This window comes from Candidatus Lokiarchaeota archaeon (assembly GCA_014730275.1).
Classification (GTDB): domain Archaea; phylum Asgardarchaeota; class Thorarchaeia; order Thorarchaeales; family Thorarchaeaceae; genus WJIL01.
Genome location: WJIL01000132.1, coordinates 18384 through 41721 on the forward strand (window position 1 = coordinate 18384; position 23338 = coordinate 41721).

A 23338-nucleotide genomic window follows, 5' to 3' on the forward strand; every position below is an offset into this window, starting at 1 on the left:
CACCTAGAATATTCAAAGAAGAATCGCATCAGCGAGTGATGCGCCTCTCAATAGTTTTATCTAATTGGAAGGAGCGATGAGATGTATGACTTCAACAGCCCCCCACGAAGGAATCGATATCTACGATGATTTCGCTGAAGATATTGTTGTCAGCGTCGACAACGTATACAAAATTTACAAAGCACATGATCTTGAAGTGGTGGCTCTAAGTGGTGTTTCTCTACAGATTCTAAGAGGAAAAATCATGGCTGTTGTTGGTCCAAGTGGCTCGGGCAAAACAACACTAACGAACATAATTGGGGGCATCACAAAAGCTACAGTGGGCAAGGTCTACTGGGCCAATCTTAAGACCGATATAACGAAACTGAGCGAACGCGTTCTAACACAGGCACGACGGAACTTCATCGGATTCGTTTTCCAGGTCAACAACCTCTTACCTCATCTGAATGCTTGGCAGAATGTTGAATTGGCCGCAAGGATTGCTGGTGTTCCAAAGGATATTCGAGAGGAACGAGTAGACCGTCTCATCAGACTTGTTGGATTAGAGGATCGGCGTAATAACAAGGCAACCACACTCAGCGGTGGTGAACGCTCACGAGTAGCTATTGCCAGTGCTTTGGTCAACCTTATCGATTCTGAGGGTCATGGACTTGTTCTTTGTGACGAACCAACAGGCGATCTAGATCCTGAGACTGCAGAGCGTATTCTGAATCTTTTCCAGGAGTTAAATGACACTCTTGGCACATCCTTCTTCATTGTCACTCACAGTCAACAAGTAGCATCAAAGGCGGATGTTACGGTCGAAATCCGTGACGGTATCATCTCAGGATTTCATCAGGCAGGAATTGACCTTGACACGCTTGACTACACACGCGTAGTTAAGCTTGACAATAATTACCGATTACCTATGCCTACTGACCTACTTGAAGCCGCAGGAGATCCAAGTGAGTTCAAGATTACGTATGAAGATGATAAAGACAGATTTATTTTGGAACCACAGAAAGCTGGTGTTGTTGATGAGATGCGAGTGAAGAAGACTCGAACGTGTAGGGTATGCGGGCATGAGATTGAACCCGGCAGTTTTATCTGCAGTAACTGCGGAAGCACGGTTTAGGTGGTTATTCTGGCAACGAAGCGCCAGAAAAAGGGTATTGTTGCGTTCCTAATTGCAGTGGTTCTGATATCTCTGGTCACTTCTTGGGTTTCTTTCGGCGCTCACTATCCAGTTCGAAATGAATCGCCTCCTCCTCAACAGTACTATCAAACCGATTTCTGGAATCTAAGCAGTGTAAGGAGTGACATTGGGATCATAGAAAACACCTCGCTACACTATGAGACCGTTGCAAATCACGGCGAAACTGTAAATGTCACGAAGTGGAATTTCAAGTTTTACAGCCACGTTTATTCGGGAATAGAGATTTGGATTAATGCTTTGCTTATGATGAAAGCAAATCATTCACAAAGCATGCCTGGACTACTCATGTTGCATGGTTACGGTCAAACAATAGATGATCTTGAAGGTATGATGGAGCATTTTGCTGCGGAAGGTTATGTCGCCATGGCTATTGATGCTCCTGGTGTAGGAGATTCTACAGATTTTCCATTATTGAATCCTTATACTTTTCTGAATATTTCTGACGGCCCCCAAAGTGCCCATCTCTACCATTCAGTAACTGCTGCAACAAGAGGATTAACAATACTCGAAAGCTTGCAGTATGTTGACAATCGAAGCACTACCCTAATCGGTATTTCAATGGGCGGCCTACAGACGTACATTCTATCAGGAATAGATCCTAGGATTGAAGCATCTGTTGTTATGCTGGCAGCCGGGAATTTCCGAGATTCCATTATTGCAGGTACGTTCCTCAACGGAGTAATCAATCCTGACTATTCAACTACATCGTATGAAGTAGAACTCATCATCAGATGGTTTGATCCCCTAGCATATACTCCCATGATTACGCATCCTGTTTACCTGCTTTTTGGGACTGATGACGAATACTTCACTCTATCTTCATTTGAAGATACCATTGATAGCATCGACTCAGAATTGTCCTTGTGCATCCGACCAAATCATGGACATCGAGTTGAAGAGCACTGGACCACCAATATAGTGAATTGGCTCGACTCTGTATATAACGAACAAACCCTCCCCTTCATAACGATGTCATATACCGTTTCTCTGATTCCTGTCGGTAACACTATCCGTGTTGACTCAGAACTATCTAAAAATGAAACAGCGATACTATGCTGGAGGACTAGTGAACCCGGGGCTACTTGGTTGACAACCCCGATGACCCATGAGGGTGCTAACAGGTATTATGCCAGTATTTTCCCCGCAATTCCTGCAAAGGTTACTTTCTTTGTGACTACGGGAAGTGCTTACTCATACTATGTCAGTACATCAACAGCCTCGACTCGGGCTGGCTCTTACGGTGTGATGCTTATAGGTCTATTAGCTGCTCTTAGTTTGTCTTGGATAATCTACTCGGGTTACTATCCTCTTAGCTCATTGAATCTTCAACAGGAAATTCCAATTATTACCGGCTCGCTGTTGACTATTGCTGGTTTTGTGTTACCTTTCATCGTAATTGAGGGTAGAACGGGTCTTTCATTAGTTGATTTCATAGAACAATATGGACATATTTTCTTGGTCGGAGGGTGGCTTTTGCCTGTTGTTCTGGGTTTGATATGCATCACTTTGGCTTTATCGAGCTTTAGACACAAATTACCATTAAGAATCATAACCGCGGGATGGTTACCTCTACTTGTTGTGTTTGTGATAGAGTTTATACTCTTTTCTGGTTTCTTCGCAATACAGGGAACTGTTTCACTAGTTCGTAATGGGATCGGATCCTATCTTCTTCTGATGGCTGTACCTACTATTCTAATCTTGGAATCTGCGTCTCGTAGGTATCTGCGGCAATGAAATACCTGGATTCTAGGTTCTATTTTGGGAAATCCTTCTTCTTGAACAGGGCAACTAGCTCTTCTATGGCTCTGTAGGGCCCCATGTATTTGCGTATTACTAGCCGAAGCCTTCTCATAACACGAACGTCATACCGTTCAAGTGCTCTACTAAGAGACTTGGCAATCTCTATGCCTTCGCTGTCAAAGTCGGTTAGAATCAGAATTTTTCCTCCTTTCCCCGCCTTTCTAGCAATTTCTTCGACCAGCTGGAACCGAGATTTTCCTGCTTGAGTTCGAATGATGGGGGCCTCCACCCCGAAATCCCTAAGCAGCTGTTCATCTCGTTTTCCTTCTACAATGATAATGAAATCCTCGTACTTGTCGTCGAGCGTCTGCAGAATTTCTATGAGTTTCTTCTCATACTCTTCCAGTTTCTCATTGCTTTTCCAGTACAATTCTGGTTCTCCTGTTTTTCATTTGGAACAGTATAGAGATCCTATGGCTTGATTGCTATTTTCATGCTTTTTCCCGCCCCCATCATCTCTATGGCCTCAGCTACCCTATCTAGTGACATTTCGTGGGTAATGAGCAAATTCGAGTCTATGATATCAGCTTCTAGCAATTTCAGAGCCTCTTCCACATGATGTGGTGTGAGATGAAATACACCTTTGATCGTGAGTTCGCCATAATGAAGCCTCTCTGTATCCACTTGAAATTCAGTGCCGCTTTTGGCACCCCCAAATAAAACTGTAGTACCTGCGTCTCGCGTCATATCTACTGCCTGTTCCCAGGTCTGTGTTAGCCCTACAGCCTCTATGACAACGTCAGCTCCGTATCCTGAGGTTTCTTCTCTGACACGCTCAACAGGACTTTCCTCGTTTGGATCCACTGTTATATCTGCTCCTGCCTTTTTCGCCGATTGTCTTCTCAGATACTCGAGATCTGATGATATCACAGTACTGGCTCCACTATGTTTCGCAAGCATAATCATCATTTGTCCAATTGGTCCAGCCCCAATGATGGCTACAGTATCTCCCAGCTGAATGTTTGCCTCCTCTATTCCATGAACAACACACGCAAGAGGCTCGGTGAGTGCAGCGACTCTGTAGGGGAGATCGTCGGGAATTCTGTGCGTATTCCATCGCACGACTTGTTTTGGCACTCGTATGTACTCAGCGAATGCTCCATTTACAAGACTAGCTTTCAATGTCGGACAAAGGTTCTGTCGTCCTCTTTTACAAAAGAAGCAGGTACCACACGGTGCTGAATTTGTAGCTACAACTCGCATCCCTTCTTCAAAATCATCGACTCCTGCTCCAACTCTCGCAACGGTTCCAGCATATTCATGACCGAAAAGTGCTGGAGTCTTGCCAATTAGTAGCGGATGACCCCGTTTGTAGGTCTTAACATCTGTACCGCAGGTAAGCGCGGTTCCAATCTTAATCAGGAGTTCGCCATCTTGAATCTCTGGGATGTCGGTTTCTTCAACTCTAACATCGCCAACGCCGTAGTACAGGGCTGCCATCATCTTTTCGGGCAACTGACCACCCCGTTGTGGCATGATGATTCAAGCTTAAATCCCTTCCTCAGAACTGACACCTACCATAGCAAAATCGACATAACCGGGTACAATAATGAGTGGCCAAGACCCTTAGAGTAAGCTCCGTGAGGCAAGTATCATGAAGATTCGGAAGAAGTATCCTGAGACCATGGAATATGTCACAGCGACAGAGTGGGACGGTAAGACGGGAGGAACCGCGAAACTAAAAGAATCTGAGCTCATTTTTGACACTCCGAAGGTATATGGTGGAAGAGGGGAAGGACTGTGTCCTTACAGGCTGTTCCTTTCTGGCATTCTTGGCTGTCTAAACAATACATTACTTGATGTGAAGCGTCGTTCTAATCTGGATATGTTTGGGTTTGCTCTTGAAGCGAAACTGACTGTCAAATTCGATGGAGAAGGCTACTCTATCAGCAAGCTGCGTATCTCCGGAAAATTGGAGGTGGCTAAAAGTGAATTATACCTTGGTCAAAGATGCCTAGAATTGGCGAAGAAATATTGCCCACTTACACGATCTACAAAAGATTGCGTGCCCATCGAATATGATATTGAGATAGAAGAAACTCGCTAATCCTGGCCGGTATCTGCAGAACCTTCTTGATGGGTACTAGCATTTCCGTTTCCAAATTTGCATTTCATAATCTCTCGAATCTTTTGCATGTATTGCTGAATATTGGACCAGTACCCTCCTTGAAAGTAGACACTGTGGCAATTTTCACATAGCCAGAATCTATCATAGTGATTGTAAGTCTGTTCAAACACTAAATCTTTGATTTGCTCTTTGTCGTCAGCCTCTATTTCTCTGAGTTTGCCGTTGCATTTGGAACATCGCGATTGTGAGGGATTTACATAAGGCTCAATGCCATATTCGTGAAATACTCTTGCTAATCGTTTATGAACGGATTCCTGAAGGAGCATAGACTCAATTCCTCTCTTTTCGGCTAAGTGGTGAAGTTCACTATCCGCTGTCAATAACACTCTATCTTCATTTTCCGCTTTGTCCAAAAGTTCCTCGTCCTGAATATCTGCAGAGTAGATTGTATTGTTTCCTGTAAGGCGGAGCCATACAGCTAGTCTTCCGAGCATCGCGTCTACAATGAAATCCATCAGTTTTCACCAAAGAAAACTCTGGCTGCATTCTTTCCCATCACAAGTTCAATTTCATCTGATGTGACTTGTGGATATCCCTGGTCAGTGAAATCCTCAGGTATAGTTAAACCACTCATGAATTCAACCCAGTTACCAATGTGCATTCTGTGTTCAAAGAGTGGGAAATCACTGCCAAAGAGAACCTTCTCGGGAAACACACCGGAGAGTTTAGCTTCTGCTATTAACTTGTATAATTTCATTGGCACGGTGGAAGCATAGAGCTGCAATCCGGAGAGGTCAATGAAGACATTTGGATTCTTGGATGCAACCAGCAGACATTCATCAACCCACGGAATTCCTGCATGAGCAAGGACGATTTGAAGTGACGGAAAATCAGCAGCCATCTTATCAACGAATATTGGACGTGCATATTTGACGTGTTTGAACCGTGAAGTGAAGCCCTGATGAATTACTACCGGGATATCGAGTTGGGTGCATAGCTCATAGTATGGGTAGAAGTCTTGGTTATCCGGATAGAAACCGTTGGGTGGATACATTTTCCAACCAATACAGCCTTTCTCTTTGACAGCACGTTCGAGCTCGGCAAGACCTTCCTCACCTCTTCGAGGATCAAGACCAAGGAATGTTGAAAGCGAATCCTCATCTCTGATTTGATTTGTATGCCAGTCCGTTTTCTCTTGAAGCGATAAGGGCATTCTCTGGTTAAGTCCACTATCAATCGGAAGAATGATTGCCTTTTCAATCTGAGCTGTAGCCATCGCGGTTTTCAGATCTTCAACCGTGGAATCTGTTTGTGGTTCTATTCCTGCTTTTTCAGCGGCAATCTTCCTAGCTTCAAGATCACTCTTGCTTATGATTTCACTCGTCCAGATATGCACATGTGTATCGATTACTAACAAGAGATGTACCCATCATTTACTGCTAGCTAATTCCTGATTAGCCTTCCTCACGCTAGCTTTGTGAAGCGCATATATTCTCAAGTTGATTTGATACTCGCTTAACGCAACAACAATTCTGCCAGTCTCAGCGCAGGTTTAACAACCCACTTTCTCAGTAGTTTCCGTAACTTGTTACTCTTCCTTGCCATTTCAGAGTTCTTTTTCCATTATCACTTCTTTTGCGGTAGGTTGGTTTACGTTTCCTCTGTTTAGCGATATTGTGGCTATGGATCCTGAAGGGTTTCTTTACCGCATACCGAGCCTATCTGTACCCGCTCTTATCATGGGCTGTCTTCTGTTAGTAGTGGCTTTGGCTCGAAGACGTGTGCGTAGTTCCTTTGGCATTTTTTCAATTGGGATAGTTGTGATTACTTCCTCAATTACCTCAACTGTATGGCTTTTCGACCGTGGTTTTCCAGAGTTTGCTGTACTGTCATTTGCCCTGATTCTATCAATGTCTGTATTTACACTCAACCTCATTCGGTATAATCTCAATATTCTCAAAATATCCTCGTGGATTTCAATTCCATTCTGTCTTTCAGCTATACTGTTCTACGGGATTCAGTACTTTGTTCCTGTAACACACGGAAATGAATTGGGCATGTTACTATCTGCAATTCTCTGTACATCCCTCTTACTTGTTTCAACTCATGTCCGAATTCCACCTCTAATCTTACAGAAACCAATATGGGTGATACTTGCGGGCCTTACTGCCTTTACCGCATTCCAGATTTCAGGATTGATAGGTTTCTCATTGCTTGGCTGTATCTACTTGGCTGTTTTTGTCTTCTCATGGGTTCTCTTTCCTATTACTCGCAAGGAATTTCTCTATCTGTTTTTGACACCGCTATTCTTCTCTCTCACTGGTTTTGGCTACACATTCGTATTTGGGGACTTCATTCAGAGCCTGTTTCTTGCTATGGCGGTGGCTCTGTTGTTCGTAAGTCTTGACATTAGAGAACGAGAAAAGAATCTCGCCGAACTTGTCTATTTACGGCTTGCTGTATTAGTTGCCCTTGTTTCGCTATTGATTGCATTTGGTTACTCTTTCTTCTTAACAGCTTTCTAGTCTCAATCCCCAACCCTTCCGTATTTGTTTCAACCAACATAACGCGGATACTATGTGGAATTGCCGTTATCTAGGGCCGGTTGACTTGGCCGCCAATTCTTCGACAATTCTCATCGGAACCGTCACTTCTCCAATAAGGCTTCTAACATCATCCCCATGATGGTCACTTCCACCGGTCTCAATGAGATTGTACTCTCTCGCGATTTCTCTTATCTCATGTGTGCTGCCATCAACTACAAGATGTTGGTAATTGTATTCTGTCTCAATGCCTAGCAGTCCCTTGTCAACGAGATTGCCAATGAACGTAGAGTAGTCATCAGTCTCTATCGTTAGTGGGTGTGCAAGTACGGGTACTGCCCCCTCAGATTTCAGCAATTCAATTGCTTCATCCGTCTGCATTCGATCCTTCTTGACATATGCGGGTTTGTCTTTTCCTAGATACTGTTTGAATGCCTGATCCACATCCTCAACTACTCCCTCCTCTACGAGAGCTCTAGCAAGATGAGGTCTTCCAGGGGTTGTTGCGTTTTCTAGTATCCGATTGATAATCCGATTATCAATCTGGATTCCAAGCCCCTCGAGTTTGGCGACCATTTTTGGTATTCGTTCTATCCTTGCTTCTTCAAGTTCCTCTAGTCTGTTTTCTAGTTTCTGTGATTCAAGCGGAACGAAGTATCCAAGCAGATGTGCTTCTTTGTCCCAGTACTCTGTGCTTATCTCAACGCCAGGTATTCTGACGATGTCTTGAGATGTCTTGGCAGATACAAATTCACGATTACCGTCTATAGTGTCATGATCAGTAAGAGCGATTGCTCCAAGAGCTAATCTTGCACCCATTTGAACCAATTGGCTGGGTGTATGAATCCCGTCAGACACATTCGAATGTAGATGCAAATCAGCTCTCTGAATCGTCGTAGATGGCCTCCGTTCGTAGCTGTCGCACCAATTCCTTCACCTTTGGACATATCCGGCGGATGTCTTCTTTTGTCACCGTGTCAGCTGAAGGGCAGTCCCTATCCGCTACACAGGTTCCAAGGTGTAGGTTATAGACGATTGGATAGTATCGGCATCCTTCAGGTCTCTTATCATATATTTTGCATGATCTGGATTCCCTGTCATAGAAATAGCAATATCCATCGTTATTCCTAAGCTCAATGAAACCATCTGAAGCCTTTCTGGCGTAATCATCGCGGGAATAGCCAAGAGAGTTGATACGATTGACATCCTTCTTGGTTAGTGTCATTTCTGTTTCTGTACAGCAGATGCGCACTTCGTCGCAATCCCCGTTGTGATTACATTCGAAAGGTGGCAGAGTCAATCTTCCCTCTGATTTTCCTTTCCTAGTTACTGGCTATTAGTTGTGTGGTATGCCATTAATAAGAAGCTGGTGTACTAGGAATCTAAACTGAGATATAAGAATAGAATCTACCCGAATAAGAGAACGAAGTATCTCCTTCCTATCGCCTTAATCTCCTAAGTAAGGATAATCTGCCGCTCTTACTTAGTTTTTCTTCTGAATCGAGAGAATCGATAGAACGCAGCTTCTTGCCTGTTATCTTTTGAAATGCTCTTGCTCGAACCGCTCTGACATGCTTGAGAAGATTCATTGATTCTGATGGGTGAGATCCCAAGGTCTTGTTGATACTGAACATCTCAAGAAGCCGATCCAGAATATTCATTCTCATTCATGTTTTCCAGTGCGAATGAACTCAAAAGCCTTTGCAACATTGCAGATGTCACACGGGGGAATTTCTCCTAATCCAATGAATGGACCATTCGTAGCCAAAGCGCTAAATACGGAGAGACAAAGCCAAACTTGGACAATAGTGGAGCTGCAATACAGTGAGAATAGCCATCCTAAACAAAGACGCTTGCAGGCCAGATGACTGCACCCATGAATGCCGACGGTTTTGTCCACAGGTAAGAACTGGTGTGGATGCTGTTATTTTTCCCGATGGACAGGATGAACCACCCACAATTGTTGAAGATCTCTGTTCAGGTTGCGGTATGTGCGTGAAGAAGTGTCCCTATAATCATCAGGGCGCTGTAATCAAGATTATCAACTTGCCAGAGGAACTTGATACCGACACAAGCCATCGGTATGGTGTTAATGCATTCAAGCTATTTCGGCTTCCGACTCCCAAGCAATCACAGGTTTTGGGTCTGATTGGCCCTAATGGCGTTGGTAAAACCACAGCTATTCGAATATTAGCCGGGGAACTCAAACCTAACCTTGGTCGCTTTGAAGATCCTCCGGACTGGGATGAAATCATCCGCGAGTTCAGAGGATCCGAACTTCAACCATTCTTTGAAAAAATCCAGGAAGGCTCCATTGTCCCAATCCATAAGCCTCAGAACATAACTGGTCTGTCAGAAATGGAATCGATTGCTGGAAAACCAATCAGTGCTCTTTTGGAGTCTTCTGATAGTTCAGGTCGATTATCTGAAATGAAAACGGAGCTCAATCTAGAGGATATTTGGGACCGAGATGTCGGACACTTGAGCGGTGGCGAGCTTCAACGTGTGGCAATCACTGCGGCAATCGTCCGAGAGGGTGACATTTACTTCTTTGACGAGCCCACGGCTTATCTGGATGTTCGAGAACGCCTTAGAGTTGCCAGAGCGATTCGTAACCTATCTGACCTTGGAAAGACCGTGGTCGTTGTTGAGCATGACTTGTCTATCTTGGATTACGTCTCTGATTTGATTTGCATGCTTTACGGTGATCCGGGCGCTTATGGTATTGTTTCTCATCCGCATGGAACAAGAAAAGGTATCAACATTTTCTTGGATGGATATATTCCCGATGAAAATATGCGATTCAGGGACACATCCATTACTTTCAAGGGGATGTCTGCTGATGATAGAGAATTCAAAGGTGCACAACCATTCATTCGTTATGACAACATGACCAAGGAATTCAAAGACTTCAAGCTTGAAGTTCAAGCTGGCGAAGTGGCAAAAGGTCAGATTATTGGTATATTAGGTCCAAACGGAATAGGAAAGACAACTTTCGTAAAGATGTTAGCAGGAGTATTGGAACCAGACGAGGGTGAGGCCCCTAACACCACAATAACCGGTATGGAATTACAAGTCAGCTACAAACCTCAGTATATCAGTGCTGATTACGAAGGGACAGTTAGAATGTATCTGCGAAAGGTGGGCGAAGGTAGAGAAGCCACTTCACAGTTCAAGACTACGGTTATTCGAAATATGGGCCTCGAGCACCTACTAGATAATTATGTTCCTGATCTAAGTGGCGGTGAGCTCCAACGTGTAGCTATTGCTGGCTGTCTGGCCCGAGACGCGGATATCTACTTGTTAGACGAGCCTTCTGCTTTTCTTGACGTGGAACAACGGCTTGCATCCGCACGGGCAATTGGACGTATCATCCGAAATAACATGAAGACGGCCTTTGTAGTTGAGCACTCCATTCTCATGGCTGACTACCTGAGTGATTCAATGATTCATTTTGATGGTATCCCTGGTAAGCATGGTTATGCATCACAGGTCATAACTGTCAAACAGGGTATGAACTCCTTCTTGAAAGAGATGGGTGTGACCTTCAGACGAGATCCCCAGACTGGACGGCCACGAGTTAACAAAGAGGGTTCTCAGATGGACCAGAAACAGAAGGCAGCAGGTGACTACTGGGGTTCCCCCTCCTAGTTCTTAGTTCATGCTATGCCCCGATACCAATAGTTCTTGTTGGCCTTGCTTTTCTCCCCATCCATTTCAGCAAGAATTCGCATGGTTTCGTTGCCGCAACGAATTGCGTTCTCTTCCCCTTCTACACGGAATTCATCTTTGACCCTGTTTGCATAGACCGCACATATAGCCCCAGTTCTGAATCCATACAGGTTACCCAGAGTGAAAAGCGTGGCCGCCTCCATCTCGAAGTTCACAACTTTCGCTCTTTGTAGTTCTTCAATCAGGGCTTCGCTGTAGTCTTGTTTGTATCCTTCAAAACCTGGCCTTGATTGACCAAGATAGAATGAATCGGTTGATGCGGATATGCCCAGATGGTACGTGATACCAAGCGATTCTGCGGCTGTTACAGCTGCTAACACCATCTCGTACGAGGGACTGGCTGGATATTCTTGTCTGATGTATTGGTCGCTGGTTCCTTCCAAGCGAACTGCGCCTGTTGATATGATAATATCACCTATGTTGATCTCTTCTTGTAGCGTAGCTGTAGATCCCACTCGGAGAAAATCCCTTGCACCTACATTAGCAAGCTCTTCAATCGCAATTGCCGTACCCGGCCCGCCTATGCCGGTAGAACACGCTGAAATTTCTGTTCCCTTGTATATCCCTGTATGCGTCACGAATTGCCTGTGCGCTCCTTTTTGTTCATAACTGTCCCAGAAGCTGCTAATCTTCTTAACGCGGCCAGGATCTCCTGGCAATATCACGCTCGATGCAACATCACCCTCCTTTACTTCAAGATGATACTGTTCTCGTTCCTGTGTTTCGGGTCTCTCAGCAGATACTCTTCCTTCTTTCATGATATCGCACACCCATTTTCAATCTGAGATGGATTGTCCACTGACAGCATGGGGAAACGAACATATGGCTTTGTCGGGATAAGTACACCATGGAATCCTCCATTGTCACTCCTTCGAGAAGGGGCTCGAATAGATACGTTATAACAGTTAACTCCGCAAGACACTACTTGCGTAAGAGAGACTTTTTGACATACGCATCACAACTACTACCGGAACCACTTGGTTCAGAAACTTGGTCGCTTGCTTGGGGATATATCCGGCGATTTGATGATTTACTGGATTCTCCAACTATCAACAAGACACAGGCTGTAGCGTTACTGGAAAATGAGCAGTCAGTAGTAGAAAGAGGGTTTAACGGGAGCTTGAGAGTAGGTAGGAACTCACCCAGACGTCATCATTGGCTTGCACAGTTCTTTGATAATGAAAATACATTCTATTCGGGAAGGGCCCTTCAGCAGGTCCGAGACCTCTATGATAGTGCTTGGGGTGACGTAAACCGCCGAAACAGGATTATTTCTCAGAACGAAATGGATCGACTACTCTACAAGAAGGCCAGAAGTTTCTTCAAATTGTATTTTATCCTCGGTCGGTTGGATCTGGGGGGTTACCTTGATGAATTCTCATATCTGCTCGGGATGGGCCTTGGCATGCTCGATGATATGCTTGACATTCTGATAGATCAGGACGCCGGATACATCAATATCACTCAAGAAGAGATGCAAACTCTTGGCATCGATTTGAATCCAAGAGACAAACTATTCATTAAGAAGGCGATTGAAAGAGGCTATCTGACATATAAGGCGAAGCGGATTCTGCGATTACTGCTTCGTGCTCGTCGACTTACCCGCCGATTAAGAATGCCGTTGATTCGGAAGTTCATTCTACGGCTAACTGAAGTTTTTGCAGCTCCAATATTCGAGGGCCGCTTCATTCCCGGACAGTCTTATTTCTTCAAAGGCGGAAGAATTGCTGATTTGATTCTGCCTAATAATGAGTCAATAGCATACAGAATGGGCCATCAGGTTCTCAAGGCAATACTGGCTGTTCCCCAGGTAATTCCAGTTCTTTTCGAAAACCTTCATGATGAATGGGCAGAATCGGGAAAGGTGTGAAGTTGTTCTGTAATAGGTGAGTAGAATTGCTGATGGGGCCCTAAATAATTTGGAATCTGCCTGTTTTGTGATATGGATGACTAGAAAAGCCCATTTTCCAGTTCCTACAAAAGGTCTAAATCTAGGGGTGTGTATAGATTTGTGGGATGTAGAGTTTGAGTGTACGGCGTCGTTTCAAGACTTTCGTTACTGAGCAAAAGACGCTTCTTTTCTTTCAAATCATGATTCTGCTTGGGCTACTTATTCAAGTGATTATGTTTTTTGCCTATATTTGGTACGGACGGCCTCCTGAAGGAGATTACCTAGCCATTGCACAGTTCTTCCTTGTGGCTGCAATTTGGGTGCTTACTATCAACACTGGTATTGTCCTCTTCTGGTGGGTATCTCGACTTGGGAGTTGGCCTATAAGGGCCGCCTCATCTGATGACTTATCAGACACGGCGTAGTATGAAGCTTCATTATCGGTGAATTTGACGATGACCTTGGAAGATACGAAATTTGAACATCTTTGCATGGGAAAACGAACGCGGCTACATCGTATGATGTATGATTTTGGACCCGGCAATGGCAAGCTTCTGATTCTGCCAATAGACCAAGGTCTTGAACATGGTCCGATTGATATGTTTGCAAATCCTGAGAGCATCGATCCAGACTTTCAGTTTCGCTTAGCAGTGGAGGGTGGTTTTTCAGCGATTGCTCTACATATCGGTCTTGCCGAGAAATACGCAGGAAAATATGCTGGGAAAATACCTATTGTACTGAAGTTGAATGGGAAAACGAATATCCCTTCCGACGATGAAGCCCTCTCTCCGCTGACTGCATCGGTAGAGGATGCGGTTCGTATGGGTGCAGATGCGGTTGGATATACCCTTTATGTGGGATCTCCCAATCAGGTTGCTGATTTTACGCAACTACGGCAGGTGAGACAGGATGCTACTCGATTTGGTCTGCCACTGATTGTGTGGTCCTATCCTCGTGGTAGAGCCATTGAATTGAAGGGTGGAAGAGATTCACTTTACGCGGTTGATTATGCGGCTAGAGTCGCCAACGAACTCGGTGCAGATGTTGTGAAGCTGAATGTTCCTGCTACTGATCCTAGCAAGAAGGCAGACCAGCCATCGCCCTATGACTCGATGGAGCTGGACTATGGCGAGAGAGTAAGAAAAGTTGTCGAATCTGCCGGGAAGACTATGACTATTTTTTCTGGTGGGAGCAAAATTGGAGATGAAGACGTTCTCAAAAGAGCCAAAATATGCATGGAAAACGGTGCGAGAGGACTGATTTTCGGAAGGAACATCTGGCAAAGAGACTGGGAAGACGCACTTGACATGACCTCTAAAATCAAGAAACTCATGAAGAATGCTAGGCAATAATACAATAATACAATACCTACTCTTGCGGTACTATTATATGCATGTATAATAGTGAGCACTCGAGAAGGGTGCCTACCTCCTATGCTAGTCCGAAAACCCTATTATGGGTCCTTAGGTGGGGGTTTCCTGAATCTGAAAAACCGAGAATAAATGGAGCGAGTTGTGAATGGTAAAGACGACTCTCAGCGTAATAAAGGCCGATATCGGTTCACTGGCTGGACATGTTATAGTACCCGATTTTCTAATGGAGATTGCTCGTAAGTCTCTGAAAGAGGGTGTGGAAGATGGTATAATCAACGATTACTATGTTACTCATGCAGGTGACGACCTGGAACTCATCATGACCCATGATAAAGGTGAGGACCATGAGGAAGTTCATGAGCTTGCATGGAACACTTTCATGGAAGGTACCAAAGAAGCTAGGAAACGGAAAATCTACGCAGCAGGACAGGATATGCTTGAAGACACCTTCAGTGGTAATGTCAAAGGTATGGGTCCTGGATCTGCAGAAATGACCATTGAAGAGCGAAAATCAGATCCCTTCGCGATTTTCTGTGCTGATAAGACGGAACCTGGCGCATTCAATCTACCCTTGTTCCGCATCTTTGCAGATCCCTTCAATACTGCAGGTTTGGTAATAGATCCAAGTTTCCATGAGGGTTTCAGTTTCGTTGTACAGGATATCAAAAAGGAGATACCCTGTTACCTTGAAATGAAATGCCCGGAGGAGATGTATGATCTTCTGGCTCTGTTGGGTAGCACCGGTCGGTATACTATCAAGAAAATCTACCGAAAGGACGGGATGCCTGCAGCTGCAGTAAGCACCGACAAACTGCATCAGATTGCAGGGAAGTATATTGGCAAGGACGACCCTGTAGCTATTGTTAGGGGTCATTCAGGTCTTCCAGCAATGGGTGAAATCCTAGAGGGCTTTACAATACCACACCTTGTGTCAGGTTGGATGCGAGGTTCTCATACTGGTCCCCTGATGCCAGTTAGTCTGGAGGACTCTCGATGCACACGTTTTGATGGTCCTCCGCGTGTAATCGGTTTAGGTTTCCACGTAGCTAACGGCAAGTTGCTTGGTCCTGTTGACCTATTTGCAGATGTAGCATTCGATGTGACCCGAAAACGGGCAATGGATGCTGTCGAGTATCTCAGGAGACATGGCCCCTTTATGCCTCACCGGCTAGATGACGGCGCGATGGAATACACAACCCTCCCTGGTGTCTTAGATAAATGTGAAAGCCGTTTCACTGAAGAAGAAATACGTCCAGAAAAGGAATAGTTAATTTACCTTGTTCTTGGACTCTAGGGCCCTCTTACGGGCCCTGGTCCAATTTTATTGTTTCTCTATTAATGGCTATGGGTCTAGCCAGTCCGCTTTATTATGTGATAGCCGAATTTCGTCTTAACTGGTTCCTGTGTCATAGCGCCAACAGAGAGATTGTATGTTGCTCGCTCAAATGGTTTCACCATTTGCCCTCTTGCGAAGTATCCGAGATCCCCACCCTTTTTTCTGCTTGGGCATTCGCTATGTTCCTTTGCCATCTTCTTGAAACTAGCACCCTCCTTGATTTTGTTTATAATTTCAAGAGCTTTACTATGCTTGTCAACAAGAATGTGGCTTGCTCTGACTTTTCCTTGATTTCCCATTTATATCACCGTCTATCCTGTTTTCCGTGATTCCCTTCCCTCTATAAGTGCTTGTTTTCGAAGAAAAAGTTGCTGCGATTTTTGCTGTTATTGTATCTCTGAAGTAAGCATTTCCCAGAAACCAAATATTAATCATCGTTAAAACCCTCAATATCATGTGGGGTAACCAAAATTCAGATTGATCCATTTCAAATGTTTGTAGACTTCATAGCTTCACTTCTTCAGCCATTCGGCCTGGATCCCTATGCACAATACATAGCCATTGTGCCATTTTTGATAATACTCTATATTGCCTATCTCATTGTTGCGCGTTCAATTCGTGTGTCATTCCGCAGGGCTGGTTTACCACGGGAAGCTACCACAGGCGTAATATTCATTGTCCGTCTAATTTTCTTCGGAATTGCGGTTATTGCGGCTTTGACCATAACAGAGATAATAGCTGGTGAGGGAGTTGTTGCCTTTGGTGCCCTAACAGGTACAGCTGTGGGTCTTGCGTTTTCAAGGTCATTAAGTAACATGGTTAGTGGCCTCTATGTATTTGCTTCACGCCCGTTCCGCATTGGTGACTACATCAGAATTGGATCAGTTGAAGGAATTGTCCGTGATATTACCCTCAATTACACGAAAATAGTAAAACCTGATTATACGATTGAGGCAATACCCAATTCAGATATTGTTGAAGAGAAATTGGTGAACTTCCGCATCAGGATTGATCAATATTTGAACATTAGAGGAATGAAGAAAGAGCAAGAAACAACGGAGGAAGGCCGGCTGTCGAGCGCGATGAGCAAATTCAAAGAGCTGACAACCGGAGAAGAAGTATATCGCTACACGTTTGAGATATTTGCCCATCGAGCCTATGATGTGGGTGAAGCTCGAGAAAACATGAAGCGTGTTGTCCAAGAATGGGAAAACCGTTTCCTTGAGCCGCCAGAGATGTTTTACAGCACCAATGACTACAATGGCACAAGATTCGGTTTTGCTATCATTGTCGATGATCCTACGAAGATACTTGAAGATGGTGCTGATTTTCAAGAAGCACTAGTGAAATCATTTCAAGGTTAAATATGGGTCATTGGTGGAGATATGTGTCCTAAGTGAGTAATATCCCAATTGTAACCTGAGTGAGACACCAATTCATTATCTGGTTTGCCACACAATTCAAACGAGCCAAGATGAAAGTCGTGACGATTTGCTTGCCGAAGAGATACGTTTCAGGTATTGAGGATTTGGTAGAACAGAGCAAATATCCTAATCGATCTGAAGCAATCCGAATCGCAATCCGGGATATGCTTGTTGATGAATTGTGGGGGTCTCGAGCACAAAAACGTCCTTCTGTCCCTCTTGTTTCGCAATTAACGGAGACATCTCCCACCGAAGAAACAACTCCTCCCTAATATCCCCAAGCTATCTTTTTTAGTAGTCTAGTAGGAGTGGTGCTTGAGTGCCCATTTAGCTCAGATGAACTCGGGAGAATTATGAAAATGGTTATGGATCGCATCAAAAAATTCCTCGGTAAAGAAGAGGAAGAGGAAGAAATCGAAACTGAAGCTGAAACCGAAGCTGAAACTGAAGTAGAGGAAGAACCTCCTACCGAAGCCAAAAAAGAGGCTGAGGTTGAGGAAGAAGCTCTAGAGGAGCCTCCTACACGTGGAAAAGGTACTATTCCATATCATGATACATTTCAGAAAAGATTGGAATTCTTATTTGATAACGAGGAAACTGCGGGAGACATGAAGGCTCCAGATGAGTTCTCACTGGAGTTCATGGTTATGGGTGAACGATTCAATGTAACAAAGGACTCAATGGGTCCTGTCGAGATTGAGTCTGGAACCACTTCTGATGAAGATGTATTCATTCGAATCTCAAACACCGTAGCCAAGAATCTGCTTGATGCTGCTACCTTTGATGAATTCTCAGACACCTACATGCAGTATTACCGAGAATCGGAATCTGACAAGTACGTGAAAATCGATCTTCGTAAACCGATTGAAGAATTGAACAAGCGAGGTTATGTTAGAGTACCTATATTACGGCTCTTGGTTGGACAGGTCCGTCCCTGATAGATAACTTGGCAAGCCTAATCATAGGCACTTATTAGGCTGGGAGACACCACTTCATTTACACCTAATGGTGGGAACGTACAAAATGAAGGATATCAATCTACCAGCTATTGTGATTAACTTCAAAACATATCCACAAGCCAACGGTGAGAGAGCTGTTCTATTGTCACAGGCTTGTGAACGAGTCGCAAAGGAATACGACGTTTCTGTTATAGTTGCCCCTCAGGTTACGGACCTTTACCGGGTCAGTCGGGCTGTGGATATTCCTGTGTTCTCACAGCATATGGATCCTGGCTCTCCGGGTCGCTTTACCGGGCACGTTCTTGGCGATGCACTTGTAGAATCAGGTTGCTCTGGAACAATACTCAACCATTCTGAGAACAGAATGGAACTTGCTGACATCGAGGCTGCTATCCAGACTGCTGAAGATCATCACCTGTATACTATCGTATGTACCAACAATCCGGCGGTGAGTGTTGCTGCATCAGCTCTCAATCCTTCAGCTGTTGCAGTTGAGCCTCCAGAACTCATCGGTACCGGTATCTCGGTGTCTCAGGCTCAGCCAGAGATTATCAGCGGTACTGTTGAAAAAATCCGTGCAGTAAACGAAGAAGTCGACATCTTATGTGGAGCCGGCATCTCAAGTGGTGATGATGTTGAGTCTGCACTTAATCTTGGAGCTCAGGGTGTTCTGCTTGCATCGGCAGTTGCAAAGGCGGAGGAACCAGTCGAGATTCTGAGAGATTTAGCTCAGCCCATCGCCTAAGTGTCTATTCCGTTTGGTTTTTCAGGCACTTGAATCGCTACAGAATCGGCGATACCATTGAAAGTCGACCTTGAATGTGCTCATTGTCTTATTGAACGAGCAGTAAACCAAGCTAAGCTTGCTACTGACAATCCCGAAAAACAGATGGAAGTCGTAGAAGCGGTTACCAAGCTGTTCGGTATGGATCTAAATGAGAATTCTGTTCCAAGTCATATTGGCACGGATCGAGATTTGCTTGTTCAAGAAATAACGGGCAGGGACCCGTACGCACATCTCAAAGAAGAATCCAACGAGCTAGCCCTTGAGCTATTTCCAACGCTTCGGAGTCTAGTACATGAACAGACCCATCCCGCTGCTAGATTCAGAAAAGCTGCTCTTATCGCAGCAGCAGCCAATGCAATTGAGTTCGATGTTTCGGGGCGGGAATTCGACTTGGAGATTCTCCGAGACTTGGTAGCTGATGTAGAATCTGATTTGGCTATCGATGAGGTCGATGAATTCTATGAACTGTGTCACGAGGTCAGTGAAGTTGTATACTTGATGGATAACGCCGGCGAAATTGTCTTGGATATGGTACTTATTGAGCAAATTCAGAACGTTGGGCCAGAAGTGACTGCAGTTGTTAAAGGTGGGCCGATTCTCAATGATGCTACCATGGCTGATGCAGAAGCGGTAGGACTGGATGAATGTGCAGATCAGGTTGTAGATACTGGAGCTCCGGCTATAGGCGTCAATCTAGAACGCGATTCAGAGGATTTCAAGCAATTACTGTTTTCAGCTGAATTGATTGTAGCTAAAGGAATGGGTAACTATGAGAGCATGACCGAATTTGACACGAGTGAGCTTTGTCCCGTCGTACATATACTTCGGACCAAATGTTGGCCCGTAGCGCGTCACGTTGGGGTCGATCGTGACAAGAATGTTGTTCTGATACGACAGTAGATACCTACATTTCTCTTTCGAAACAGAATGTTTTGGTGTATGGTTTGGCTTCTACATAGGACACCTTCAATCCGGGGAACTCTAGATTAAGATAATTGTTGAGTCGTTCCATACCCGGATTTTCTGTAGCAAACGAACCTAATTCGAGCAGATTACAGCCTCGTTCGTTTGCTATGATTCTTGTTTGTGGTGTTACATCTCCCGTCACAATCGTACGAGCTTCCTTCTCAAGGGCACTGAGGATTTCCCCTCTTGAAACAAAACTACCCGGAAGGACGAGAACCTTTTCCACTTCTTGATCGAGTTCACCAGTAAACTTGATTGAACCAAGGTTCAGCTTGTCTGCCAGATAATTGAGGAATCGAGAGTGATTCATTGGCTCGATGGTCTTGACTATACGGCCTGTTGGAACTACTGGTTCATGTTCTCCCTTCGTCATGAACTGTTGTTTATGTGTCAACCCTAGTCGCTCTACAAGTGCATCACTAAGTCCGTTTTCAGCCCCTATCCAAGCGGAGCTCATGACGTATGTTGATATGTAATTCTTACTCAATAATCGCACTCGATCTAAATCCCACCCACCAAGGTGATTTTTCGGCGTGGTGAAAATTGGTCTATTTGATATCAAAAGATTTGCTTTTTGCTGTGTAGCACTAGTCACTACTCTTGCAGAGGGATATGATGCAACCAAAACTCGATTCACGGTGGTTTTGATTTGCTCGGATGTCGTTTGAGGTCCTATTTCAACGTAGCTTCCTCGTTTGGCAAAAGCAAGTCTGTTTGGAGCTATGTCTTCCAAATATTGGATTATGTCAAACAGAGTAGCCATCTTTTCTCTCCTTCTTTTTTCACTCGGTAGCTGGCTGGGACGTATCAGAAACTACATCCCAGCCATATCAAATTACATCATACCTTTCTTCCGCATAACAACCAAGATAACTGCAATAATCGCGACTCCACTTATAGCTATTGCAGTAATTACTAGAGGATTAAACATCCCCGGCGAAGTAGGAGAAGTGACTCCGGTGATGGTAATCGTCTTGCTTTCAAGGAAGAACGTATTGCCCAGTTGATCTCCAACAGATACTTGGATAGTCACATTTGTTCCATCCGAGTATGGGCCAATTTCAGCGCTATACTTACCACCGACATATTCCATTGGTACTGTATTTTCTGTTTCGTCTACTGAATAGGTCAGGCTTACCGATGTAATCAAAGATTTGCTCCCGATATCCTGTGGGAGCTCGACGATCAACATCAATCCTTCGTCGGTAGACTCGATTGAAGAGGTAACACTATCAATTATTCCCCCTGCCAATAGAGTAACAGGTTTCAAATCCTCAGTTGTGTTGAAGTCTTTTAGATTGAAAGCAATCTCCATGTATCCGTAGCTGTCGGTTTGAACACCAAAATCAATGGTTCCCGTTGTGCCGGCAGCTGCAGCAAGAGATTGCCAATTCTCTTCAATACTCGAGGCTGTACTTACAAATGGAGTAACGTTGAGTTTAACTCCGGTTTCAAGTCTATTTCCCATAGACAGGCTTACCGTGGTCTCACTATTTGGTTCAGCGACCCCAATACTCTGTGAGACCTCTAAATCAATACCTGTGACTTCTTCACTTGTGGCGTCTTCTGCATATGCTATAGCTCGTGATGGATTCCACCAGTCCAATGCACTCTTCGCATGGTCAAGATAAAGCCGCGAAAGGGATACGTTATATCCACCGTTCTCAAGCCCCTCAATTTCGCTTTCAGCATTCTCGACAGCGGTTTCCGCCTCTTCTTGGATTGAGAGAAAACGATCAACCCAGACACCTTGACCAAAAACCAGATTATTGTACCTGTCAAGAATGACTATTCTTCGATCCAAAACTGCATCTATGAGATCTTCGGCCGTGATTGTGCCACCTGGCCCGCTTGGATTCTTTACAAACGCCACATTTCTGGTCAAACCGAGTTTTTTAGCAGAATGCCCATCAGAGGCTCCCATGAATGGCCAGAAATATGCTTGCTCTCCCAATCCATGGATATATCCGGAGTTATCTACTTCGAATGCATCATAACCGTAGTCCTGGAAGTTTTCCCATACTGCTGCGTACGGAAATCCTATAGTTGGGTGACAGAATACTGCTATGCCTCCTTGTGCATGTATTTCATTCACAGCTTCTTGCGTACTGTCTGTATAGATTTGTTCGGTAAGTGGAAAGCCAACTGTATGTGGGATTGCAGACAATTCAGCTCCAATGAAAATCTCCGAATCTAGACCATATGTCTCTGTGAATTCTCTGACTGCTAGTGCTCCATAGATGCCATTAGTAGAGGGCTTATCATAGGAGTGGTCTGACATGACAAAGAAATCCTGATGGACTTCCACGTTCCTTATTGCCATCTCACTAGGCGTGTTCTGCCCATCACTCGCTGTTGTATGGTCATGATATGCCCCATTGAAAATTTCATACTGGGCAATTTCTGTTTCGTTCAGATCTGGTCCGTGCCCGACCTTGATAACTGCCTTCTCGGGAAGATTAACTGCTCTTTGCTCAGCTCCGACCAACCAATCGAAGATATTTACCGTTAGCTGTGAGTGGTCATCATCATTTACCTGCCACCCGACGTTCTTTCTGTATTGCGTGAATGGAGCAAGAGCACCTATTGCTACTACTCTACCACTTCCATCTTCTGCAATGGCAAGGGTATCTCCAGAATCACTTGTTGCTAATGATGTAGCTGAACCACTAATCGAGAGCGGGCAGCCACTAAGCTGATCTGCATTTGAATGGAATGAGTTTACATTTGTCGTTATTTGATGATCCTCTATCTCACCTTCGCTTCTAAGTACACGACCTCGCCATCTTTCTGCATCAAACTCAATCCCATATGTTGTAGAGACTGGATTCAAATTCTCGATACTGTATCCCCAAGACCCCTCTAGGGGCTCCACACCAACTAGCAGCAATCCGCCTCCATTCTCAACGAAGGTATGAATAGCATCAACTTCCCCTGATGTAAGAGCAATGTATGGGAAAAATAGAGCCAAAACATCATAATCATTGAGGATGCCACTATCAAGCGACGCATTCCAGTTCATGCTCATGTTGTACCCATGTTCGGAGAGTATCCAACCAAACATGGATGCATTTCCTGGCGTCCACATTTCTGATGCGTTACCAGTATGTGACTCGTCAACTAGAACCTTTCCCCCACCAGAACTGGAAAGGGAATTCCCTATGTTCGGCACATCTGATGTTGTTGACACATCATGCGCAGTTGGTACCTGTACTGTTAGCATCAATAGAAGAAAGAAACTTAGCAGAGCAATCTTTTTCATCA

Annotated in this window: 25 protein-coding genes; 14 read left to right on the plus strand and 11 right to left on the minus strand. The window is 44.5% G+C overall.

Going from position 1 to position 23338, the window contains the following annotated elements; all coding sequences use genetic code 11:
- The first annotated feature begins 76 nt into the window (after nt 1-76).
- Entirely contained in the window at nt 77-1114 is a 1038-nt protein-coding gene (locus GF309_14295; protein MBD3159948.1) for an ATP-binding cassette domain-containing protein, read from the plus strand.
- A complete protein-coding gene (locus tag GF309_14300; protein ID MBD3159949.1) occupies nt 1115-2929 on the plus strand; it encodes a hypothetical protein in 1815 nt (604 codons plus the stop codon).
- A gap of 19 nt (nt 2930-2948) precedes the next feature.
- Here GF309_14300 and GF309_14305 read toward each other — a convergent pair whose 3' ends face one another.
- A complete protein-coding gene (locus GF309_14305) occupies nt 2949-3365 on the minus strand; it encodes a hypothetical protein (protein MBD3159950.1) in 417 nt (138 codons plus the stop codon).
- Nucleotides 3366-3406: 41 nt separating this feature from the next.
- On the minus strand, nt 3407-4471 hold the full coding sequence (locus GF309_14310) for a zinc-binding dehydrogenase (protein MBD3159951.1): 1065 nt from the start codon (nt 4469-4471) through the stop codon (nt 3407-3409).
- Between the two features lie 118 nt (nt 4472-4589).
- Here GF309_14310 and GF309_14315 point away from each other — a divergent pair, with 118 nt between their 5' ends.
- Complete coding sequence (locus tag GF309_14315) at nt 4590-5042, plus strand: hypothetical protein (protein MBD3159952.1); 453 nt, start codon at nt 4590-4592, stop codon at nt 5040-5042.
- Here GF309_14315 and GF309_14320 read toward each other — a convergent pair.
- Together GF309_14320 and GF309_14325 are read right to left on the minus strand one after the other, a co-directional pair.
- Nucleotides 5039-5578: a hypothetical protein gene (locus GF309_14320; GenBank protein MBD3159953.1), complete on the minus strand. Its 540-nt coding sequence runs from the start codon at nt 5576-5578 to the stop codon at nt 5039-5041. The genes GF309_14315 and GF309_14320 overlap by 4 nt on opposite strands.
- On the minus strand, nt 5578-6480 hold the full coding sequence (locus tag GF309_14325) for an amidohydrolase family protein (protein ID MBD3159954.1): 903 nt from the start codon (nt 6478-6480) through the stop codon (nt 5578-5580). The genes GF309_14320 and GF309_14325 overlap by 1 nt, the downstream gene beginning before the upstream one ends.
- Before the next feature lie 181 nt (nt 6481-6661).
- Here GF309_14325 and GF309_14330 point away from each other — a divergent pair, with 181 nt between their 5' ends.
- Nucleotides 6662-7588 (plus strand): hypothetical protein, encoded by a 927-nt coding sequence (locus tag GF309_14330; GenBank protein ID MBD3159955.1) that lies wholly within the window; start codon nt 6662-6664, stop codon nt 7586-7588.
- Between the two features lie 66 nt (nt 7589-7654).
- Here GF309_14330 and GF309_14335 read toward each other — a convergent pair whose 3' ends face one another.
- The 3 genes from GF309_14335 to GF309_14345 form a co-directional block, all read right to left on the minus strand.
- Nucleotides 7655-8497, minus strand: coding sequence for a PHP domain-containing protein (locus GF309_14335; protein MBD3159956.1), 843 nt, complete (start codon nt 8495-8497; stop codon nt 7655-7657).
- The gene (locus tag GF309_14340; GenBank protein MBD3159957.1) at nt 8484-8831 is read right to left on the minus strand and encodes a YkgJ family cysteine cluster protein; all 348 of its coding nucleotides are present in this window, start codon (nt 8829-8831) and stop codon (nt 8484-8486) included. The genes GF309_14335 and GF309_14340 overlap by 14 nt, the downstream gene beginning before the upstream one ends.
- Nucleotides 8832-9045: 214 nt before the next feature.
- The gene (locus GF309_14345; protein ID MBD3159958.1) at nt 9046-9273 is read right to left on the minus strand and encodes a hypothetical protein; all 228 of its coding nucleotides are present in this window, start codon (nt 9271-9273) and stop codon (nt 9046-9048) included.
- Nucleotides 9274-9430: 157 nt separating this feature from the next.
- Between GF309_14345 and GF309_14350 the strand changes: the two genes are divergently transcribed.
- Complete coding sequence (locus tag GF309_14350; GenBank protein ID MBD3159959.1) at nt 9431-11257, plus strand: ribosome biogenesis/translation initiation ATPase RLI; 1827 nt, start codon at nt 9431-9433, stop codon at nt 11255-11257.
- Between the two features lie 8 nt (nt 11258-11265).
- Here GF309_14350 and GF309_14355 read toward each other — a convergent pair whose 3' ends face one another.
- A complete protein-coding gene (locus tag GF309_14355) occupies nt 11266-12096 on the minus strand; it encodes a uridine phosphorylase (GenBank protein MBD3159960.1) in 831 nt (276 codons plus the stop codon).
- Between the two features lie 185 nt (nt 12097-12281).
- On the opposite strand from GF309_14355, the gene GF309_14360 reads away from it, so the two are divergent.
- The 4 genes from GF309_14360 (at nt 12282) to GF309_14375 (ending at nt 15869) form a co-directional block, all read left to right on the plus strand.
- Nucleotides 12282-13208: a hypothetical protein gene (locus GF309_14360; protein MBD3159961.1), complete on the plus strand. Its 927-nt coding sequence runs from the start codon at nt 12282-12284 to the stop codon at nt 13206-13208.
- 155 nt (nt 13209-13363) lie between these two features.
- A complete protein-coding gene (locus GF309_14365) occupies nt 13364-13654 on the plus strand; it encodes a hypothetical protein (GenBank protein ID MBD3159962.1) in 291 nt (96 codons plus the stop codon).
- Between the two features lie 30 nt (nt 13655-13684).
- A complete protein-coding gene (locus GF309_14370; protein ID MBD3159963.1) occupies nt 13685-14581 on the plus strand; it encodes a fructose-bisphosphate aldolase in 897 nt (298 codons plus the stop codon).
- A gap of 166 nt (nt 14582-14747) precedes the next feature.
- Nucleotides 14748-15869 (plus strand): fructose 1,6-bisphosphatase, encoded by a 1122-nt coding sequence (locus GF309_14375; GenBank protein ID MBD3159964.1) that lies wholly within the window; start codon nt 14748-14750, stop codon nt 15867-15869.
- An 83-nt stretch (nt 15870-15952) separates the two neighbouring features.
- Here GF309_14375 and GF309_14380 read toward each other — a convergent pair whose 3' ends face one another.
- The gene (locus GF309_14380) at nt 15953-16237 is read right to left on the minus strand and encodes a peptidylprolyl isomerase (protein MBD3159965.1); all 285 of its coding nucleotides are present in this window, start codon (nt 16235-16237) and stop codon (nt 15953-15955) included.
- Nucleotides 16238-16429: 192 nt separating this feature from the next.
- On the opposite strand from GF309_14380, the gene GF309_14385 reads away from it, so the two are divergent.
- The 5 genes from GF309_14385 (at nt 16430) to GF309_14405 (ending at nt 20008) form a co-directional block, all read left to right on the plus strand.
- A complete protein-coding gene (locus GF309_14385; protein MBD3159966.1) occupies nt 16430-17302 on the plus strand; it encodes a mechanosensitive ion channel in 873 nt (290 codons plus the stop codon).
- A gap of 110 nt (nt 17303-17412) precedes the next feature.
- A complete protein-coding gene (locus GF309_14390; protein ID MBD3159967.1) occupies nt 17413-17634 on the plus strand; it encodes a ribbon-helix-helix protein, CopG family in 222 nt (73 codons plus the stop codon).
- An 87-nt stretch (nt 17635-17721) separates the two neighbouring features.
- A complete protein-coding gene (locus tag GF309_14395; protein MBD3159968.1) occupies nt 17722-18300 on the plus strand; it encodes a hypothetical protein in 579 nt (192 codons plus the stop codon).
- Nucleotides 18301-18385: 85 nt separating this feature from the next.
- A complete protein-coding gene (gene tpiA, locus GF309_14400; GenBank protein ID MBD3159969.1) occupies nt 18386-19066 on the plus strand; it encodes a triose-phosphate isomerase in 681 nt (226 codons plus the stop codon).
- A gap of 33 nt (nt 19067-19099) precedes the next feature.
- Nucleotides 19100-20008: a DUF89 family protein gene (locus GF309_14405; protein ID MBD3159970.1), complete on the plus strand. Its 909-nt coding sequence runs from the start codon at nt 19100-19102 to the stop codon at nt 20006-20008.
- A gap of 4 nt (nt 20009-20012) precedes the next feature.
- Here the strand turns inward: GF309_14405 and GF309_14410 are convergent, their stop codons facing one another.
- Both GF309_14410 and GF309_14415 read right to left on the minus strand, forming a co-directional pair.
- Nucleotides 20013-20837: a hypothetical protein gene (locus GF309_14410; GenBank protein ID MBD3159971.1), complete on the minus strand. Its 825-nt coding sequence runs from the start codon at nt 20835-20837 to the stop codon at nt 20013-20015.
- Between the two features lie 72 nt (nt 20838-20909).
- A complete protein-coding gene (locus tag GF309_14415; GenBank protein MBD3159972.1) occupies nt 20910-23336 on the minus strand; it encodes a hypothetical protein in 2427 nt (808 codons plus the stop codon).
- Nucleotides 23337-23338 lie beyond the last annotated feature (2 nt).

Bases quoted from the DNA above. Each gene is read 5' to 3' on its own strand.
- GF309_14380 (MBD3159965.1), bottom strand. From the start codon at position 16,237: ATGGGAAATCAAGGAAAAGTCAGAGCAAGCCACATTCTTGTTGACAAG.
- GF309_14355 (MBD3159960.1), bottom strand. From the start codon at position 12,096: ATGAAAGAAGGAAGAGTATCTGCTGAGAGACCCGAAACACAGGAACGA.
- GF309_14375 (MBD3159964.1), top strand. From the start codon at position 14,748: ATGGTAAAGACGACTCTCAGCGTAATAAAGGCCGATATCGGTTCACTG.
- GF309_14410 (MBD3159971.1), bottom strand. From the start codon at position 20,837: ATGGCTACTCTGTTTGACATAATCCAATATTTGGAAGACATAGCTCCA.
- GF309_14390 (MBD3159967.1), top strand. From the start codon at position 17,413: ATGAAAGTCGTGACGATTTGCTTGCCGAAGAGATACGTTTCAGGTATT.
- GF309_14415 (MBD3159972.1), bottom strand. From the start codon at position 23,336: ATGAAAAAGATTGCTCTGCTAAGTTTCTTTCTTCTATTGATGCTAACA.
- GF309_14320 (MBD3159953.1), bottom strand. From the start codon at position 5,578: ATGGATTTCATTGTAGACGCGATGCTCGGAAGACTAGCTGTATGGCTC.
- GF309_14345 (MBD3159958.1), bottom strand. From the start codon at position 9,273: ATGAGAATGAATATTCTGGATCGGCTTCTTGAGATGTTCAGTATCAAC.
- GF309_14310 (MBD3159951.1), bottom strand. From the start codon at position 4,471: ATGCCACAACGGGGTGGTCAGTTGCCCGAAAAGATGATGGCAGCCCTG.
- GF309_14395 (MBD3159968.1), top strand. From the start codon at position 17,722: ATGGTTATGGATCGCATCAAAAAATTCCTCGGTAAAGAAGAGGAAGAG.
- tpiA (MBD3159969.1), top strand. From the start codon at position 18,386: ATGAAGGATATCAATCTACCAGCTATTGTGATTAACTTCAAAACATAT.
- GF309_14295 (MBD3159948.1), top strand. From the start codon at position 77: ATGAGATGTATGACTTCAACAGCCCCCCACGAAGGAATCGATATCTAC.
- GF309_14340 (MBD3159957.1), bottom strand. From the start codon at position 8,831: ATGACACTAACCAAGAAGGATGTCAATCGTATCAACTCTCTTGGCTAT.
- GF309_14370 (MBD3159963.1), top strand. From the start codon at position 13,685: ATGACCTTGGAAGATACGAAATTTGAACATCTTTGCATGGGAAAACGA.
- GF309_14385 (MBD3159966.1), top strand. From the start codon at position 16,430: ATGTTTGTAGACTTCATAGCTTCACTTCTTCAGCCATTCGGCCTGGAT.
- GF309_14315 (MBD3159952.1), top strand. From the start codon at position 4,590: ATGAAGATTCGGAAGAAGTATCCTGAGACCATGGAATATGTCACAGCG.